Annotated in this window: 17 protein-coding genes and 1 tRNA gene; 11 read left to right on the top strand and 7 right to left on the bottom strand. The window is 51.3% G+C overall.

Annotation, left to right across the window (positions count from 1 at the left end; genetic code table 11):
* Positions 1 to 44 precede the first annotated feature (44 nt).
* Positions 45 to 129, top strand: a tRNA-Ser gene (locus tag T496_RS0105565).
* Between the two features lie 205 nt (positions 130 to 334).
* Here the strand turns inward: T496_RS0105565 and T496_RS0105560 are convergent.
* The 5 genes from T496_RS0105560 to pfkA form a co-directional block, all read right to left on the bottom strand.
* Positions 335 to 1138: an MBL fold metallo-hydrolase gene (locus T496_RS0105560; protein WP_027449867.1), complete on the bottom strand. Its 804-nt coding sequence runs from the start codon at positions 1136 to 1138 to the stop codon at positions 335 to 337.
* 13 nt (positions 1139 to 1151) lie between these two features.
* Positions 1152 to 1553 (bottom strand): NifB/NifX family molybdenum-iron cluster-binding protein, encoded by a 402-nt coding sequence (locus T496_RS13570; protein WP_044110707.1) that lies wholly within the window; start codon positions 1551 to 1553, stop codon positions 1152 to 1154.
* A gap of 415 nt (positions 1554 to 1968) precedes the next feature.
* Positions 1969 to 4056, bottom strand: coding sequence for a tetratricopeptide repeat-containing sensor histidine kinase (locus T496_RS0105550; RefSeq protein ID WP_027449866.1), 2088 nt, complete (start codon positions 4054 to 4056; stop codon positions 1969 to 1971).
* A gap of 26 nt (positions 4057 to 4082) precedes the next feature.
* Positions 4083 to 4547, bottom strand: coding sequence for a transcription elongation factor GreA (gene greA / locus T496_RS0105545; protein WP_027449865.1), 465 nt, complete (start codon positions 4545 to 4547; stop codon positions 4083 to 4085).
* A 25-nt stretch (positions 4548 to 4572) separates the two neighbouring features.
* A complete protein-coding gene (gene pfkA / locus T496_RS0105540; RefSeq protein WP_027449864.1) occupies positions 4573 to 5550 on the bottom strand; it encodes a 6-phosphofructokinase in 978 nt (325 codons plus the stop codon).
* A 164-nt stretch (positions 5551 to 5714) separates the two neighbouring features.
* Between pfkA and T496_RS14670 the strand changes: the two genes are divergently transcribed.
* The 4 genes from T496_RS14670 to T496_RS0105520 all read left to right on the top strand — a co-directional run bounded on the left by T496_RS14670 (position 5715) and on the right by T496_RS0105520 (position 10963).
* Positions 5715 to 8393 carry an alpha-galactosidase D gene (locus T496_RS14670; protein WP_081783558.1) on the top strand — a complete coding sequence of 893 codons (2679 nt, stop codon included), beginning with the start codon at positions 5715 to 5717 and terminating at the stop codon, positions 8391 to 8393.
* A gap of 81 nt (positions 8394 to 8474) precedes the next feature.
* Positions 8475 to 9251 carry a M15 family metallopeptidase gene (locus T496_RS14890; protein ID WP_052342095.1) on the top strand — a complete coding sequence of 259 codons (777 nt, stop codon included), beginning with the start codon at positions 8475 to 8477 and terminating at the stop codon, positions 9249 to 9251.
* Complete coding sequence (locus T496_RS14885) at positions 9252 to 9947, top strand: nucleoside-specific channel-forming Tsx family protein (RefSeq protein ID WP_027449862.1); 696 nt, start codon at positions 9252 to 9254, stop codon at positions 9945 to 9947.
* Positions 9935 to 10963 carry a glycoside hydrolase family 53 protein gene (locus T496_RS0105520; protein ID WP_027449861.1) on the top strand — a complete coding sequence of 343 codons (1029 nt, stop codon included), beginning with the start codon at positions 9935 to 9937 and terminating at the stop codon, positions 10961 to 10963. The genes T496_RS14885 and T496_RS0105520 overlap by 13 nt, the downstream gene beginning before the upstream one ends.
* A 104-nt stretch (positions 10964 to 11067) precedes the next feature.
* On the opposite strand, the gene T496_RS0105515 is transcribed toward T496_RS0105520, so the two are convergent.
* Positions 11068 to 11832 carry a radical SAM protein gene (locus T496_RS0105515; protein WP_027449860.1) on the bottom strand — a complete coding sequence of 255 codons (765 nt, stop codon included), beginning with the start codon at positions 11830 to 11832 and terminating at the stop codon, positions 11068 to 11070.
* A 142-nt stretch (positions 11833 to 11974) separates the two neighbouring features.
* Between T496_RS0105515 and T496_RS0105510 the strand changes: the two genes are divergently transcribed.
* Genes T496_RS0105510 through folK form a run of 6 tightly spaced genes read left to right on the top strand, consistent with a single transcriptional unit; the run spans position 11975 to position 16340 of the window.
* Positions 11975 to 12853, top strand: coding sequence for a cell division protein FtsX (locus T496_RS0105510; protein ID WP_027449859.1), 879 nt, complete (start codon positions 11975 to 11977; stop codon positions 12851 to 12853).
* A 28-nt stretch (positions 12854 to 12881) separates the two neighbouring features.
* Entirely contained in the window at positions 12882 to 13124 is a 243-nt protein-coding gene (locus T496_RS0105505; RefSeq protein ID WP_027449858.1) for a DUF3098 domain-containing protein, read from the top strand.
* Positions 13121 to 13996 carry an undecaprenyl-diphosphate phosphatase gene (locus tag T496_RS0105500; protein ID WP_027449857.1) on the top strand — a complete coding sequence of 292 codons (876 nt, stop codon included), beginning with the start codon at positions 13121 to 13123 and terminating at the stop codon, positions 13994 to 13996. Before T496_RS0105505 ends, T496_RS0105500 begins: the two co-directional genes overlap by 4 nt.
* Position 13997: 1 nt before the next feature.
* Complete coding sequence (truB, locus tag T496_RS0105495; protein WP_027449856.1) at positions 13998 to 14711, top strand: tRNA pseudouridine(55) synthase TruB; 714 nt, start codon at positions 13998 to 14000, stop codon at positions 14709 to 14711.
* Positions 14712 to 14737: 26 nt separating this feature from the next.
* Positions 14738 to 15880: a tRNA preQ1(34) S-adenosylmethionine ribosyltransferase-isomerase QueA gene (queA, locus tag T496_RS0105490; protein ID WP_027449855.1), complete on the top strand. Its 1143-nt coding sequence runs from the start codon at positions 14738 to 14740 to the stop codon at positions 15878 to 15880.
* Positions 15873 to 16340 (top strand): 2-amino-4-hydroxy-6-hydroxymethyldihydropteridine diphosphokinase, encoded by a 468-nt coding sequence (gene folK / locus T496_RS0105485; protein ID WP_044110705.1) that lies wholly within the window; start codon positions 15873 to 15875, stop codon positions 16338 to 16340. Before queA ends, folK begins: the two co-directional genes overlap by 8 nt.
* On the opposite strand, the gene rpsO is transcribed toward folK, so the two are convergent.
* Entirely contained in the window at positions 16309 to 16578 is a 270-nt protein-coding gene (gene rpsO, locus T496_RS0105480) for a 30S ribosomal protein S15 (RefSeq protein ID WP_027449853.1), read from the bottom strand. The two genes, folK and rpsO, sit on opposite strands and share 32 nt — an antisense overlap.
* Between the last annotated feature and the right edge of the window lie 61 nt (positions 16579 to 16639).

Below are 16639 nucleotides of genomic sequence, written 5' to 3'. Positions count from 1 at the left end.
AAATACTCGTACCTTTGCACCCGCTTTGAAGCAGTTCGAGCACTGGAGAGATGGTAGAGTGGTCGATTACAGCGGTCTTGAAAACCGCCGTGCTGAGAGGCACCGGGGGTTCGAATCCCTCTCTCTCCGCAAAAAGAAAGAGCAATCCAATAGGGTTGCTCTTTTTTTTGCTTCTAGAGAGGGATATCTCATACCCCGGTCGGGGGTTCTTGCTTCACTCCGTTTCGCAAGCGCCCCTTCGGGTCGAGCACGAATCCCTCTCTCTCCGCAAACTATATAACTTTGTACCCACGTAAGAAGACTACTGGGGAAGTCAAGTGGTGGTCAAATACGACTAACAGAAACGTGTTACATTTTGTGTTCCGCAAGAAAATGGATGTATTTTGTTTCCCATCACGTCTTGCAGAATGGCAAACGCTGCATCGCCTGTGCAGTGACTGGTGTAGAAATGTGTCTGAGGATAGGCTTCCGTCAACCTGCTGGAAAGTGCTGTGAGTTTGACTTCGTCCTCATGATTGTCGAGCAGATGAAATCCTCCGACAACCATCTTTACCGGCAACGGACATGCTGCAAGGATGTTTTCCAACCCACTGTGAGCACATCCCGTAAACAACAAGCCTTTTGTGTACAAAGCCAGCTCGTGGCGGAAATCATCATGAACGTACTGCCCCTGCTTGTCTTGAACGAAAAGGTGCTGATTGCCTTCTGGCATCGGATGAAGGTGGGGTATGTGTGCTATGACATAGATGTCGTCGCCTATGCTACCACTATGATTAATCTGCAGCAACCGTTCTTGCGGGAATTCCGGCCATTCGGTGGTAATCGAGTGCAGATATCGGCGTTTAGAATAAAACATGCCGCTGATGGCATCGGGAGAGACAATGACCTTTGCCTTCTTATTGATGTCCATAAAATGCTTCAGTCCTCCTGCATGGTCGCTATGTCCGTGTGAGATAAATACATAGTCAACACTGCTGAGGTCTTTCCCTAAACGCTCTGCATTGCGGATCAGTATGTCGCTGGCTCCCGTATCAAGCAGGATGCAGTGCTTCTCCGTTTCGAGAAGGATAGAAAGACCATGCTCTGTTTCAAAAGCTGGATTGATGGTCCTGTTATCTGATAATACTGTCCATTCCATGCTTCGATGCAAATCACTTGCCTAATGTCGGCATCACATACACGGGCTTCTCTTCGTGGTTGTTGCAGTCGTGATGATTGCAGGCTTCAAGAGAGTCTTTCAGTTCACCATTCAGATAGGCCTGGAGCACATCCTCAATTGTTCCATGACATCCCCTGACCACAGTGATGCCGTGAGCAGATAGCTTGTTGTAGGCTCCCGTCCCCATGTTGCCAGCCAGCATCAGGGTGATGCCCATCTCTTGCATAACTGATGCTATGTTCGACTTGCAGCCACATCCTTCAGGCGAGTCTAGTCGCTCTTGTTTTACTACCTGGTTTTGTTCGTCGAGTGTTACTATGCTATAATAAGCGCAGTGTCCGAAATGGTCGTCAACCATGCCGTCGCGTGTAGGTATTGCTATTAACTTTGTCATTATTTCAACATTACAATTTGTTCAAGTGATAATATTTGTGCAAAGTTACTCACAAATCCTCGCTTTCCATATAATTGCAGCTATATTTAACAAAATATGGCACAAACCTCGGCGGAAGGCTATTGTTATTTGGCCTGTTTGGATTGGCAATAGAGCCACTATAGCGATGCAATAGTGGCAGTTTTGAGATGCAATAGTGGCACTTTTGGGGCGGATCTAGCCCCTGGATGAGCTGCGCGCAGCCCCTGGACGGGGTGAATCTAGCCCCTGGATGCGATGCTTCTAGGGGCTAGATTCGTGTTTTCTAGGGGCTGGAACAAATGGGGGAGTGCCACTATTGCAGAGCAGAAGTGGCGGTTGGGCTGCGCCAGAGTGCCACTATTGGGTGGCGAAAGGGGCGCGATGGCAGAAAGAATCAGTGGTTGATGGGGAGTGTTAGCACAAACCTTGCGCCGGCGGTGTAGGTGGTGTCCAGGAAGATGTCGCCGTGCAAACCTCTGGCCAGCGAGCGGGCGATGGAGAGGCCGATGCCCGTGCCGTCATAGTACTCGTTGAGCTGTACAAACTCGGTGAAGATGTGGTTGGCCTCCTCGGGTGGCACGCCAATGCCGGTGTCTTCCACGATGAAGCATATCTGATCATTGGCCACCTCTATCTGCAGCGTGACGCGCTCCTTACGACTGCCTACAGACACGCCTGTGGCCTCGGCCGGGCGGGTGAACTTGCGGGCATTGTCGAGTATCAGGGTCAGCGCCTTGACGGCATGCGCCTTGTTGGTTGTGATGTGCTGCACCTCGGCCTGTTGCGACAGCTTGATGTCGAAGTTGAGGTGCGAGGCCTCTTTGATGCCACATTCCTCAACGGCCTGTGTTGCAATCTCGATGGGCATGACGTTGTCCTGGCAACAGTCGCATATCTCGTGGTTGGTGTCGCTGAGGTCCAGCATCTTGTCTATGAGGTCGGTGATGCGCTTGCTGTTTTCTTCAATCTTCTTTTTGGCTTCTTGCAGGTTCTCGCCGCTTAGTTCGATGTTTGGACTAGCCAGTACTTGGGTGAAGCCCGTCAGGATGTTGAGTGGCGTGCGTATCTCGTGTGATATCTGCTGAATGAAGTTCGTCTTCATTCTCGATGACTCCTCAGCACGCTTGTTGGCTTCAATGAGCTGATGGTTGGTGGTGTCCAGCTTGTCGTAGGCATCCTCCAGTTTCCGATGCTCTTGTTTCAGCTTCTTCAGGTGGTTGCGGTGGTTGAGGATGATGACGCCAAAGGAGATGACAATCAAAAACAGACAGACGGCGATGGCCACCAGTCGCATCTGGTAGAGCTTAGACCGCTGTTCGGCAATCTGGCGCTCCTTGCCCTGAATGTCATAGACGGCAGCCACCTCGGCAGCCAGACTCAGCTTCTGCTGGTTGAGTGCCGAGTCGTAGATCTGTGCCACCCGGTTGGCGATGCTCAGTGCCGAGTCGATCCTGCCGGCCAGCATGTTAGCTTGATATTTCGGGATGTAGTAGCGACCAATATTCTCGAGGTCGTTTTCCAGATTGCCTTCGAGCATATATTGATCCAGCAGACGATAGTTGTCGGCCGCCTCGCTGTAGCGTTGTGTCTGCAACAGGTATTCGTTGTTGTTGATGATGTTGCCTGTCACCTTAGAAGTCTGCGTTGACAGGTAGTCGTTGTAGGCCTTTTCTGCTTCGTCGTTACGGCCTTGTGCATGAGCCAGCAATGCCTTGCAATAGCAGATTTCCGCTTTCATCTCGTCTTGAAAGACGCTATCCCTATGAGGATGCTTGTCGGCCAGGAGATAGAGCGAGTCCTGTCGCTGGATCCATGGCGCGGCCTCATTGTAGAGCCCCTTCTCGATGTAGATACGCGCAATGGCGTTCATCGTCTTCTGGCATTCGCGGTAGTCCAGCGGCCAACTGTGAATGCTCAGTCGGTTGCGTACGCCCTGCAGCGCCCGTTGATAGCTCTCGGCCGCCTTCTGCGTCTGTCCCAGGTTCAGTTGGCAGTTGCCAATGATCTGAGCAATGTCGTGATGATCGATGAAAGAGTTGTGACCAGCCGCCTTCAACTTCTTATCCACGGTGAAAGCCACGTTGAGCGCTTCGTCGTAGCGCTTCATCTCGCAGAGCAGACGTACGTAGTTGTTGTAGGAATAGACATAGCACTCCACGTCGCACAGGTCTGTCAGCTTCTTCACGTTGATGTTGTCTAGCTGTTCGTAGAGTGCAAACGATGTGCGATACTCTTCTCTGAGATTATAAGCAACGGTCTTGTAGAAGATGACCCTGACCTTTGACAGTTCTCCCTCCTGCTCCAGACTGTCGATGACCGCCAGAATCAGAGGCACATTGCGCGTGTCGCCCACGCGATCGATAATCGAGTCGGCATGATTGGGGATGCCTTCCTCCAGCATGCACGTGGTCGGCTTGTCTTTGGTGCAGGATGTCAGTCCCAGCACCAAGATGGCAGTCAGTAGCAGAAGTTTTCTCGTCATGGTTAAGGCAGTGAAATGTTATTTTCTTAAAGACTGATACTTTCTATACGAAGCCGCTGTATGCCTGCCGGCACACGCACTTCGACGATGTCGCCCACCTTCTTGTTGAGCAAAGCCTGTGCTATGGGCGACTTGATAGAAATCTTACCTTCGCGCAGGTTGGCCTCGTGCGGGCTGGCAATGGTGTAGGTCATGCGGGCATTGTTGGCCAGGTTGGTCATCTCCACCTTGTTCAGCAGCCCGATGCCATCGTTGTTCAGCACCGCCTTATCAATGACGCGCGCATTCTCGAGCACCCGCTGGCGGAAGCGAATCTGACTGAGCAGTCGGCCCTGTTCGCGTTTGGCAGCGTGGTATTCGAAGTTCTCGCTCAGGTCGCCTTTGTCGCGCGCCTCGGCGATAGCGTCTCGCACTTGCGGCAGCTCCACGTTCTCCAGGTGGCGGAGTTCGGCTACGAGCTTGTCGTAGCCCTCTTGAGACATATATTCCATAACGTACTCTCTCTCTCCTTAGTGATTAGATGCTTAGCTCGTCGAGCACCTTGATAAGCTTCTTATTGAAAGGCTTGTCTGTGCGGATACACTCAGAGAATGGCACATAGACAATTTCATTGTTACGAATGCCCACCATCACGTTGCGCTGTCCCTGCTTGATAGCCTCAATGGCGCCAACGCCTGTGCGCGAAGCCAAGATACGGTCGTGTGCAGAAGGTGTTCCACCGCGCTGCAAGTGACCAAGGATAGATACGCGGACGTCGAATTCTGGGAACTCTTTCTTCACGCGGTCGGCATAATATAGGGCACCGCATTTTGGACTTTCGGAGACAATGACGATGCATGACTTCTTCGACTTGCGAATACCTCGTCCCATGAACTGTGATAACTGGTCCACATCGGTTACGTCCTCGGGGATGATGGCAGCCTCGGCACCGCTGGCAATGGCAGAGTTCTGTGCCAGGAAGCCAGCGTCGCGTCCCATCACCTCGACAAAGAAGATGCGCTCGTGCGAGTTGGCCGTGTCGCGGATGCGGTCCACACACTCCATGATGGTGTTCATGGTGGTGTCGTAGCCAATGGTAGAGTCGGTGCCATAGAGGTCGTTGTCGATGGTGCCAGGCAGACCAATCACGGGGAAGTCGTACTCCATGCCGAAGTTGCGCGCACCCGTCAGCGAGCCGTTGCCACCAATCACCACCAGTGCATCAATCTCTTCCTTCTTACAAGTCTCGTAGGCCTGCTGTTGTCCTTCGGGTGTCATGAACTCCTTTGAGCGGGCCGTCTTCAGGATGGTGCCGCCACGGTTGATGATACCACTCACGTCTTCGGTGGTGAACAACTTAACGTCGCCCTTGATCAGGCCGTCGTAGCCGCGATAGATACCTTTGATGTTGAAGCCATTGTAGATGCCGGCACGTGTTACGGCACGAATAGCAGCGTTCATTCCGGGAGCATCGCCACCAGAAGTCAGGATACCGATAGTCTTTATTTTAGTCATAATAATTGTGCAATAATGTTTAATTTACGTAAATCGGGAGCAAAGTTACACATTTTTTTTCGTTGAAGGGCTGATTAAAGGATTTTTAATGTAACTTTGCTTTGCAAAAAGCTGAAAACCAAAGTAATGAGATTTTAGTTTCATCAACCTAAACAATAGTAATAATGAGAAAATTCTTTTTGACAACACTTGCTGTGGCAACTGTGATGTGTGCCCAGGCAAGAGGTGGAGCAGTGGCTCCGAAAAACGAGAAAGGCCCTACGATGGGCTGGAGTTCATGGAACACGTTTTCTGTTCACATTTCCGAGGACATCATCAAAGGTCAGGCCGACGCTATGGTCAGCCAGGGCCTGAAGGATGTGGGCTATGAGTACATCAACATTGACGATGGCTTCCAGTATGGTCGTACGCCCGAAGGAAAGGTGTGCATCCATCCTGAGCGTTTCCCCAACGGACTGAAGGTGGTGAGTGACTATATCCACTCGAAAGGCCTGAAGGCTGGCATCTACAGTGATGCAGGAGACTGCACTTGCGGCAGCATCAGTAATGGCGATGTGAAGAACACCAATGTGGGACTTTATGGTTACGAGCAGATAGACTGCGACTACTACTTCAAAGAGTGTGAGTTTGACTTTATCAAAGTGGACTATTGCGGCGGCATCCACCTGGGACTCAATGAGCAGAAACAGTACAGCCGCATTCACGACGCCATCGTCAATACGGGGCGTGACGTGCGCTATAACCTGTGCCGATGGGCCTATCCGGGCACGTGGTGTCATGATGTGTCAACATCGTGGCGCACCACTGGCGACATCTACGACGGATGGGAGTCGGTGAAAGGCATTTTGAACGAGAACCTCTACATGTCGGCTTACTGCTATGATGGCTGCTATAACGATATGGACATGCTGGAGGTGGGTCGATCGATGACGGCAGAGGAGGATAAGACACATTTCGGCATGTGGTGCATCATGGCCAGTCCGCTGCTGATCGGTTGTAACATGGCAACCATCAACGAGCGTGCGCTGGAGTTGTTGAAGAACCAAGAACTGATTGCCTTGAACCAGGATCCGCTGTGCTTGCAGGCCTACGTTGTGCAGCATACAGGCGATACCTATGTCTTGGCAAAGGACATCCTGACGCTCCACGGAACGACACGTGCTGTGGCTCTCTATAATCCGTCTGACAAGCCCGTGCAGATGAGCGTCAGCTTCGGCGAACTGGACCTTGGGGGCAAGGTGGCCGTGCGCGATGTGTTTGAACATCAGGATTTGGGAACAATGGAGAAAGCGCTCTCAGTGCTTGTACCAGCCCATGGTACCCGCATCTATACCTTGACTGCCGAGCAGCGCTTGATGCGTTATTTGTATGAGGCAGAGACGGCCTTTCTTGGCGATTATCAGGAGGTGTCGAACAACGAGGCGCTGGGCACCGCCAACTATCAGACGGGCGATGGCGCCAGCGGACGAGCCTTTGCCGGTTGGCTGGGCGGTCGCCGCAGCAACTATCTGGAGTGGAAGGATGTCTATGTGGCTGAGGCCGGCGACTATGTGGTTCGCTTCCGTGTCGCTACACAAGACAAGCGCTCGTTTACGGTCGAGGTGAATGGTAACATTGCCGGTGCAATTGAGGCACAAACGCCGGGATGGGGTGACTTCAGAGAGTATGAGATGACCGTCAGTTTGATGGCCGGCTCAAACAGTATCCAGCTGTACAACGAGGATGCCTGGATGCCTAATATTGACCGCATGACAGTGGAGAAGATGGGCGAGACAACAGTCGTGGACCGTAGCTTGGATGAGGCAGCCTCACGGTTGAAGTCGCTGGCCGACGAGAGTAGTCTGCCTGCAGCTTTCTTGCAAAAGGTGAATGGACTGGTGGACAGGGCAACTTCCAACGAACTGACGGCAGATGAGAAGCCCCGCGTGCTGACTGACGTTGACAATATGCTGAAGTCGGTGGTTGCAGTGGTTCCCCTCTGCGAAGAGTTTCAATTGTGGAAAGGCGCTGCCGAGAAGAATGCGGCAGTCAGCATTGAATCTACAGCGCTGAGCACCCTGAACACTTCGATGACTTCTGCCGAGACGAAACTTGCGCAGGCAGAAACACAAGATGCTATTAATAGCGCACTGAACTCGTTGAAGACCGCTGTAAAAAACTATCTGAAGGCGTTGGATGCTCAGCCCAAAGATGGCGAGTCGCTCGACATGACATTGCTCGTCACTAACTATGACTTTTCATCGACCAGCGGTTGGATGGGTAACCCTACCTACCGTTCGGGCTGTGGCGAGGAGTTCAACAAAGATTTCGATATGTATCAGATGCTCTCTGGTATGAAGCCAGGCATCTATACCGTGAGGTGCAATGCCCTCTACCGTGTGGAAAAGAATGAAGGCGACGGGATGTATAAGGCTGGAACGGAAGATATACAGGCCTATTTCTATGTGAACAACCAAATGCAAAAGGTGAAATCGCTGTACTCGGAGGAATGGCCAGAGGCAGAACAGTATGGCAGGGTGGACAACCTGAATGGTTATCCCAACAGTATGCATGCTGCCGAGATGCGATTTGCCGAAGGACATTATCTGAACGAGATGGAATACACGCAGACAACGAAAGCTTCGTTGCGCATCGGACTGAAGACCAGCGGACATCAGGACGATAGCTGGTGCTGCTTTGATAATTTCTCGCTAAGCTATAAGCCACTGCCCGTTGAAACAGGCATACGGCATAGCGAAATGGGAAAGCAGACTAGTCGGGCTTACACGCTCTCTGGCATGAAAGCCAAGGATAAAAATTTGGGTCTGGTGATAAAAGATGGAATAAAGGTGCTCGCTCAATGAGCACCTTTTTTTGTGGCTTTTGTATAGAACATTAGCATTTATTTACTACCTTTGCACTTGAAATCAGTAAAATCGTTTACTATGAGACCTATTTATTACTTCCGACTGGCAGCGCTTTGGCTCGGCATCTGTGCCGTGACAGCCTGCAATAATAACGATGAAAGTAGGCTGCTGCCCACCGACGACAGTAGCCAGTTTGCAAACCTGACGGACGTGGTGCCCGATGCTATTCTGGAGATACGCTACTATGGTACGTACAACTTCGTGGGCACTCGCATCGACGGCTATGAGCAGCCCACAGCCCTGATGACCAAGGTGGCTGCCGACAGCCTGCGCGCCGTGAGCGACGACGTGATGGCGCTGGGCTACAGACTGAAGATTTATGATGCCTATCGTCCGCAGAAGGGCGTGGACCACTTTGTACGCTGGGCAACAAACGTGGCCGATACGCTGATGAAACAGTACTTCTATCCAGACCTGGACAAGAGTGTGCTGTTCGAACAGGAATATATCTACGAGCGTAGTGGTCACACCCGTGGTAGCACGGTGGACCTGACACTCTTTGATATGAAAACGGAAAAGGAACTTGATATGGGCGGAACGTTCGACTGGTTCGGACCGGAAAGTCACCCAGACTTCTGTGGTAATCCTGAAACGGGCGAATATACCGGTGATAACAGCAAGAGCCCCACTGGGCGCTCTATCACCGAACAACAGTTTGCCAACCGCATGATACTCCGCCAGGCTATGATGCGTCATGGCTTCAAACCACTTGACTCTGAATGGTGGCACTTCACACTGAAGAATGAGCCATTCCCAGATACTTATTTTACATTCCCTGTTAAACAATTAAACTAAATGAGAAAAACAATTTTGAGCGCGCTGATGATGCTCGCTACGTGCGTAAGTGCACAGAATGTACAGTTGCATTATGATTTCGGTCGTAACATCTACTCTAACGAGGAGGCTGGTCGACAGAAGGTGACAATGACCCTGGAGCAGTTTAAGGCTGACCAGTGGGGTTCGTGGTTCTACTTCGTTGATATCGACTTCAGTCGTAAGTTCACAGAGGCTGCCTATGCTGAGATCTCGCGTGAATTCAATATTGGTAGTAAGGGTTTTGCTGCCCACGTGGAGTATGATGGCGGACTCAACAAGGGAGGCAGCTTCCAGCAGTCGGCTCTGTTGGGTGGTGCCTGGAACGGACATAACGCTGACTTCTCGAAGACTTACTCGGTGCAGCTGATGTATAAGCGCTACTTCAAGAGTTATAATTATACCAACGCTTACCACTCGCTGCAGTTGACTGGCGTTTGGGGGCTGAACTTTGCCGACAAATGGCGCTTCGCTGGTTTCATCGACTTCTGGCGCGGCGAGAAGGCCAACGGCCATGGACAGCTGGTGATGCTGACTGAACCTCAGTTGTGGTACAACGTGAACGAGCACCTGAGCTTTGGTACCGAGGTGGAGCTGAGCAACAACTTCGTGTATAACTTGTATAACGATAAAAAGTTCTTCGTCAATCCTACCATCGCTGCTAAATGGAACTTCTAATTCTTTTGCTGTTGTTCCTGTTCCTGCCCTTTGGCAGTGCACAGGCTCAAGGCGACTTCGTGAAGGGAGCCGACATCGGTTGGCTGACCGCACAGGAACAGCATGGACAGAAATTCTACGACAACCAGGGGCGCCAGCGCGACCTCATGGAACTGCTGAAGACCGACTACCAGATGCGTGCCGTGCGACTGCGTGTGTGGGTGAACCCCAAAGACGGATGGTGCGGACGCGAGGACGTGCTGCAGAAGGCACTGCGCGCTAAGGCGCTGGGCATGGATGTGATGCTCTGTTTCCACTATAGCGACTGGTGGGCAGATCCCGGCAAACAGCCCATTCCCGCTGCGTGGAAGTCCTATGGCTATCGCAAGATGCGCCGGGCGCTGGCCGAACATACAGCCGATGTGATCAGCTTGCTGAAAGAACATGGTGTCACACCGCGCTGGGTGCAGGTGGGCAACGAGACCAGCAACGGCATGCTGTGGGACATGGGTCACATCAAGAAGCACCCGCGTCACTATGCTGGCTTTATCCGTGCTGGCTATGATGCCGTGAAGAAAGTGTCGCCAGAGACCATTGTCATTGTGCATCTGGATAATGGTTTTGATCCTAAGCTCTACGACGAGAACCTGGGCATCGTGCTGAAATACGGTGGCAAGTTCGACATGATTGGCATGTCGCTCTATCCCTACTGGGCGTTGGAAGCTAAGCGTGAGCCCACTGAAGAGCAGTGCATCATGGACTGTATGGCCAACATCCGCAGGGTCACAGAGAAGTTCAATCGCGACGTGATGATCGTCGAGACAGGTTTCCTAGTCGATGAACAGCATCCGGAAGTGATGGAGAAGGGTAGGGAACAGCTCAAGCGCATCATTCGCGAAGCACGCAATGAGTGCAACGGGCGCTGCCGTGGCATCTTCTACTGGGAGCCACAGTGCCTGCCCAGTGCCTATAAGTTGGGTGCCTTCAGCAGTAAAGGTGCACCCACAGCTATCATGGACGGTTTCGTGGAAAAATAGAAACAAAAAGAATAGTGCCGCTAAACCTGCTGTTTGGCGGCACTAAAGTATCGCTTTGGCGGCACTAAACGATGGGTTTGGTGCCGCCAAACTATTTGTCTTGTTTAATAGGATGCTTGACAAGGAATGCCGGCAGCGATGACGCGGTCGCGGATGGCATCCAGTTCTTCGTGTGTAGCTTTCTGCAGAAGCTTGTCGGGCGTCTCGCGGTCGATGGTGTAAATCATCACCTGGCGAGGGGCAATGGCCTTGACTGCCTCCAGCCACGGACCCACATATTCCTCTGAGGTGTTGTCGCTGTGGTCGCCATGCATGAACATGGTCTGGATGATGACGTGCCCGTTGAAGCGCTTCAGGTCTTCTATAATCTGCTGCACGTCGTAGTGGCCCGTGGGTCGATCTACCTTATTTATATATATAGGGTCCACAGTGTCCAGTTTCATGATGTTGTTGTCCACGCGCATCAGCGCATCGTGAACGGCCTGGCGGTGGATCATGGTAGAATTGCTCAGCACCGATACCTTGGCCTCGGGGAAGTATTTGTCGCGCAGGCGAAGCGTGTCGTCTATAATCTCAGGAAACTCGGGGTTGGCCGTGGGCTCACCATTGCCGGCAAAGGTCAGCACATCGGGGGTAGGGCCGTTCTGCTGCATGTCTTGCAACTTGGCCTCAAGGGCCTCGGCCACCTGCTGGCGGTGGGGCATGGGCAGATGAGGCCGGTGGTCGGCATTGAAGCCACACTCACAGTAGATGCAGTCGAAGGTGCACACCTTGCCATCGGCTGGCAGTAGGTTGATACCCAGCGATGTACCCAAACGACGACTGTGGATGGGACCGAAAATCGGAGAAGGATAAATAATCGTACTCATAATGGCGGCAAAAGTAAGTTTTTTCTGTCAGCTATGATAAAAAGTAAGGGGCTCTTTAACTCCTTTTAACGTGTTTGTGGTATAAAACTACCAAAAAAGACGTAACTTTGCAGACAATTTGGTGTATTACGCCTTAAAGCGAATGAAGAATAGAAAAAAGAAGACCCGCCGCCGTTATGGCTTGCAGGTCGTAACACTATGCATCAGCACTACTATGGTGTTGGTAATGTTGGGTTTGGTGGTCATGTCTGTCTTGACAGCACGAAACCTTTCTACTTTTGTGCGTGAAAACGTAACGATGAACGTGATGCTGGGCGACACGGTGTCTGTCAGTGAAGGTGTGGAACTGGGCAACATGATTTTGGCGCAGCCTTATGCCAAGCATGTGACCTATATCAGCAAGGAGCATGCGCTGAAGACCATGACCGAGGTGATGGGTGCCGATCCTAAGGAGTTTACGGGTGTGAACCCCTTTGAGGCCGAACTGGAGGTACAGATGAATGCCGACTATGTGGACACTGATTCCATGCGAAAGATATCCGACCATCTGATGACCAACGAAAAGGTGACGGATGTGGCCTATATGGAGAACCAGATAGACGATGTGAATCGCAATGTGCAGCGCGTCAGTGTTGTTCTTCTTGTCTTGTCGCTATTGCTCATCTTCGTCAGCTACTCACTGATTAGTAGCAGTGTGAGGTTGGGCGTCTATTCCAGTCGTTTCTTGATTCACACGATGAAGCTGGTGGGTGCTTCGTGGGGCTTCATTCGTAAGCCATTCCTTCGCAACTCACTGTGCATCGGCGTGTTGTCGGCCTTTATTGCCTGTCTGGTACTTGGCGGTGTGGTCTATGGCCTGTTCCGCTACGAGCCTGGTATTACCGACATCCTGACGTGGCGCGAGATGGTCATCACGGCATGTGCTGTGTTCCTGGCTGGTTTCCTGATTATGTTGTTCTGCACTCTGTTGTCGGTCAACAAGTTCCTGCGCATGACGGCCAATGAGGTTTATAAGATTTAAGTTAATAGAAATATAGAGTTATCATTTCATGAATAAGAGAGATTTTGCATTTGGAAAGATGAACTACATCCTGCTGGCAGTGGGCATGCTCATTGTCATCATAGGATTTATTCTGATGGGTGGCGACAGTTCTACGGCGGACGCCTTCAATCCTAATATCTTCAGCGCTCGTCGTGTCAAGGTTGCTCCAGTGGTTTGTCTGCTGGGCTTCGTGTCGATGATATATGCCGTTGTCTATAAGTCGAAGGAAGATAAGGAGGAGGCCGAATGACCTGGATTGAAACCATCATCATAGCTATCGTAGAGGGTCTCACCGAGTTTCTGCCAGTCTCTTCGACGGGTCATATGATCATCACGCAGAACTTGTTGGGTCTGGATCCGTCATCGTTGAGCGAGAGCGACAAGGCTTTCGTGCATGCCTTCACGTTCATCATCCAGTTTGGTGCCATCCTGTCTGTGGTATGCCTCTATTGGAAACAGTTCTTCCAGTTCGACAATAGTCCTGCACCTGCCGGAAGCAACCTTCTGCAGCAGCTGAAGCATCGCTTCAATTTCTACTGGTTGCTGGTTGTCGGTGTGCTGCCTGCAGTCGTTATCGGCTTGTTGGCTAAGAAGTCGGGACTGCTTGACTGGTTGCTCGACAGCGTCGAGGTGGTAGCCGTCATGCTGGTTGTCGGAGGCATCTTCATGTTGTTCTGCGACAAGCTCTTCAATAAAGGTACCGACGAGAATAAGGTGACAGAGAAGCGTGCGTTCAATATTGGTCTTTACCAGTGTATCTCGGTGATTCCAGGCGTGTCGCGCTCTATGGCAACCATCGTGGGTGGTATGACACAGGGACTGACCCGCAAGCGTGCTGCCGAGTTCTCGTTCTTTCTGGCCGTACCTACAATGGCAGGTGCCACCTTGTTGGATTTGCTCGACTTGTTTAAGGAAGACACGGCATGGGCCACAACGCACAACATCACCATGCTGCTCTTGGGATGCGTGGTAGCCTTTGTAGTGGCGCTGCTTGCCATGAAGTGGTTCGTGAACTTCCTGTCGAAATATGGCTTTAAGGCTTTCGGAGTGTATCGTATCATCGTTGGCAGCATTATCATCGTGATGCTGTTGACAGGTCATTCACTAGCAATGGTTGACTGATATGAACTTCCACGAAGGAGCTTTTGTTTTTGTCAACAAGCCTTATCGCATGTCGTCGTTTGGCGCACTGGCTTTTGTGCGCACCCGACTGTCGAAGAAGTTGGGCGTGAAGCGCCTGAAGACGGGACATGCCGGAACACTTGACCCGCTGGCAACGGGCGTGTTGATACTGTGCACGGGTAAGGCAACAAAGAAGATAGAGAGTCTGCAACTGCAGAGCAAGGAATATACAGCAACACTGCAACTGGGAGCCACGACACCATCGTTCGATCGTGAACATACGGTAGATATGACTTATCCCACCAAGCACATCACCCGCGAGTTGATACTCCAGGTGCTGAAACAGTTCGAGGGCGACATTATGCAGGTGCCTCCTGTCTATTCTGCCGTGATGGTCGATGGACACCGTGCCTATCATCTGGCCCGCAAAGGCGACGAGGTGGAGCTGAAGGCGAAGCCCGTGAGGATTGATGAGATAGAACTGACCGACTTCAATCCCGACACCATGCAGATGAGCATCCGCGTGGCTTGTGGCAAGGGAACCTACATCCGCTCGCTGGCACGCGACATCGGTAAGGCACTCAATAGCGGTGCTTTCCTCACAGCCCTCTGCCGCACCCGTTTAGGCGATGTACGTATTGAAGACTGCGTCAAGCTTGACGAGTTCAACGAGTGGCTGGAGCAGCAAGATATAGAAGATTTGAAAAGTAAATAAACAGCAAACAATTAACATACACCATAATGAAGTTATCACAATTCAAATTCAAACTACCAGAGAGCCAAGTAGCTCTCTATCCCCCTCATCGCGCATTCGAGAATGAGGATGGTACGATTGATCGCGTTTATAACCGTGACCAGTGTAAACTGATGGTGATACACCGTAAGAGCGAGAAGATCGATATGTTCAAGAAGGATGCCGAGGGCAACGATACCGAAGAGCTGATGACCTTCCGCAATATCGTGGACTACTTCGAAGAGGGTGATACGTTTATCTTTAACGATACACAGGTGTTCCCCGCTCGTCTCTATGGTACTAAGGAAAAGACCGATGCTAAGATTGAGGTGTTCTTGTTGCGTGAGCTCAACGAAGAACTGCGTCTTTGGGATGTGCTGGTAGAGCCCGCACGTAAGATAAGAATAGGTAATAAGCTGTTCTTCGATGGTGAAGGTCCTATGGTGGCCGAGGTCATCGACAATACCACGAGTCGTGGACGTACGCTGCGATTCCTATATGACTGTCCGCACGATGAGTTCAAGCGTGAGCTGTTCTCGCTGGGCGAGGCACCATTGCCACGCTATATCGTTGACCGTCGTCCGGCTGAGCCTGATGATATGGAACAGTTCCAGACCATCTATGCACGTCATGAAGGTGCTGTGACGGCTCCAGCAACAGGTCTTCACTTCAGTCGCGAGCTGATGAAGATGATGGAGATTCGTGGCTATAACTTTGCTTACATCACCGTGCATTGCGGCCTGGGCTCTTTCGATCCTATTGAGGTGGAAGACCTGACCAAGCACAAGATGAACTCTGAGCAGATGATTATCAGTGCTGAGGCTTGCGACATTGTGAACAAGACCAAGGCAGAGGGTCACCGCGTATGTGCCGTGGGCATCAGCACAGCACGTGCCACCGAGTCGGCAGTTGGCACCGATGGCATGCTGAAAGAGTTCGAGGGATGGACCAACAAGTTTATCTTCCCTCCCTACGAGTATGGCCTGGCTAATGCAATGATTACCAATTTCTATCATCCCGAGTCAACCATGCTGATGGCTGCCACAGCCTTTGGCGGTTACGACCTCGTGATGGAAGGCTATAAGAAGGCATTGAAGAACGACTATCAGTTCGGCTGCTATGGCGATGCCATGTTGATACTGGATGATTAAACTGCATAATGTATATCTAGGCCTGGGCTCAAACCTCGGACAGCGTGAGGAGAATATTCTTCAGGCCTATGAACATATAGAAAGGCTGATTGGACATATTGTGTGCCAATCAGCCTTTTTTTATTCCGAACCATGGGGCTTCCAGTCTGCCCATGGTTTTGTTAATACTGCCATTCGTGTGGAGACGTCCTTGTCGCCTTTCGAGGTGCTGCACCAGACACAGTACATAGAGCACCTGCTGGGCAAGACGGCTGCACATGCCACCATCCGTCAGTCACACGACGTGTGTCTGTATCAGGACCGTCCTATTGATATAGATATCCTGCTCTACGATAACTTATGCATGGACGAGCCGGAACTAAAAATCCCTCACCCGCTGATGCAGGAGAGGGAGTTTGTCATGATTCCGCTTCGCGAAGTGCTGCCGATTACTTACGCAGACCGAGAGCCTTCACAATAGCACGATAGCGGTTGATGTCGTTATCGTAGAGATACTTCAGCAACTTACGGCGACGACCTACCATCTTGGTCAGTGAACGAGCGGTACCGAAGTCCTTGTGGTTAGCCTTCAGGTGCTCTGTCAGGTGCTTAATACGATAGGTGAACAGAGCAATCTGGCTCTCTGCAGAACCGGTGTCTGTTGTTGACTTGCCATACTGGCCGAAAATCTCTTGCTTCTTAGCTTGATCGAGATACATAATTGAAATGTGATTAATTACTGTTTTTGCTCATACATTCTTCCGACGTCATGACGCCTTA

This window comes from Xylanibacter brevis P6B11 (assembly GCF_000621825.1).
GTDB lineage: Bacteria > Bacteroidota > Bacteroidia > Bacteroidales > Bacteroidaceae > Prevotella > Prevotella brevis.
Note: the sequence above shows the minus strand (reverse complement) of the source record. Positions and strands in the feature narration are given on the sequence as shown.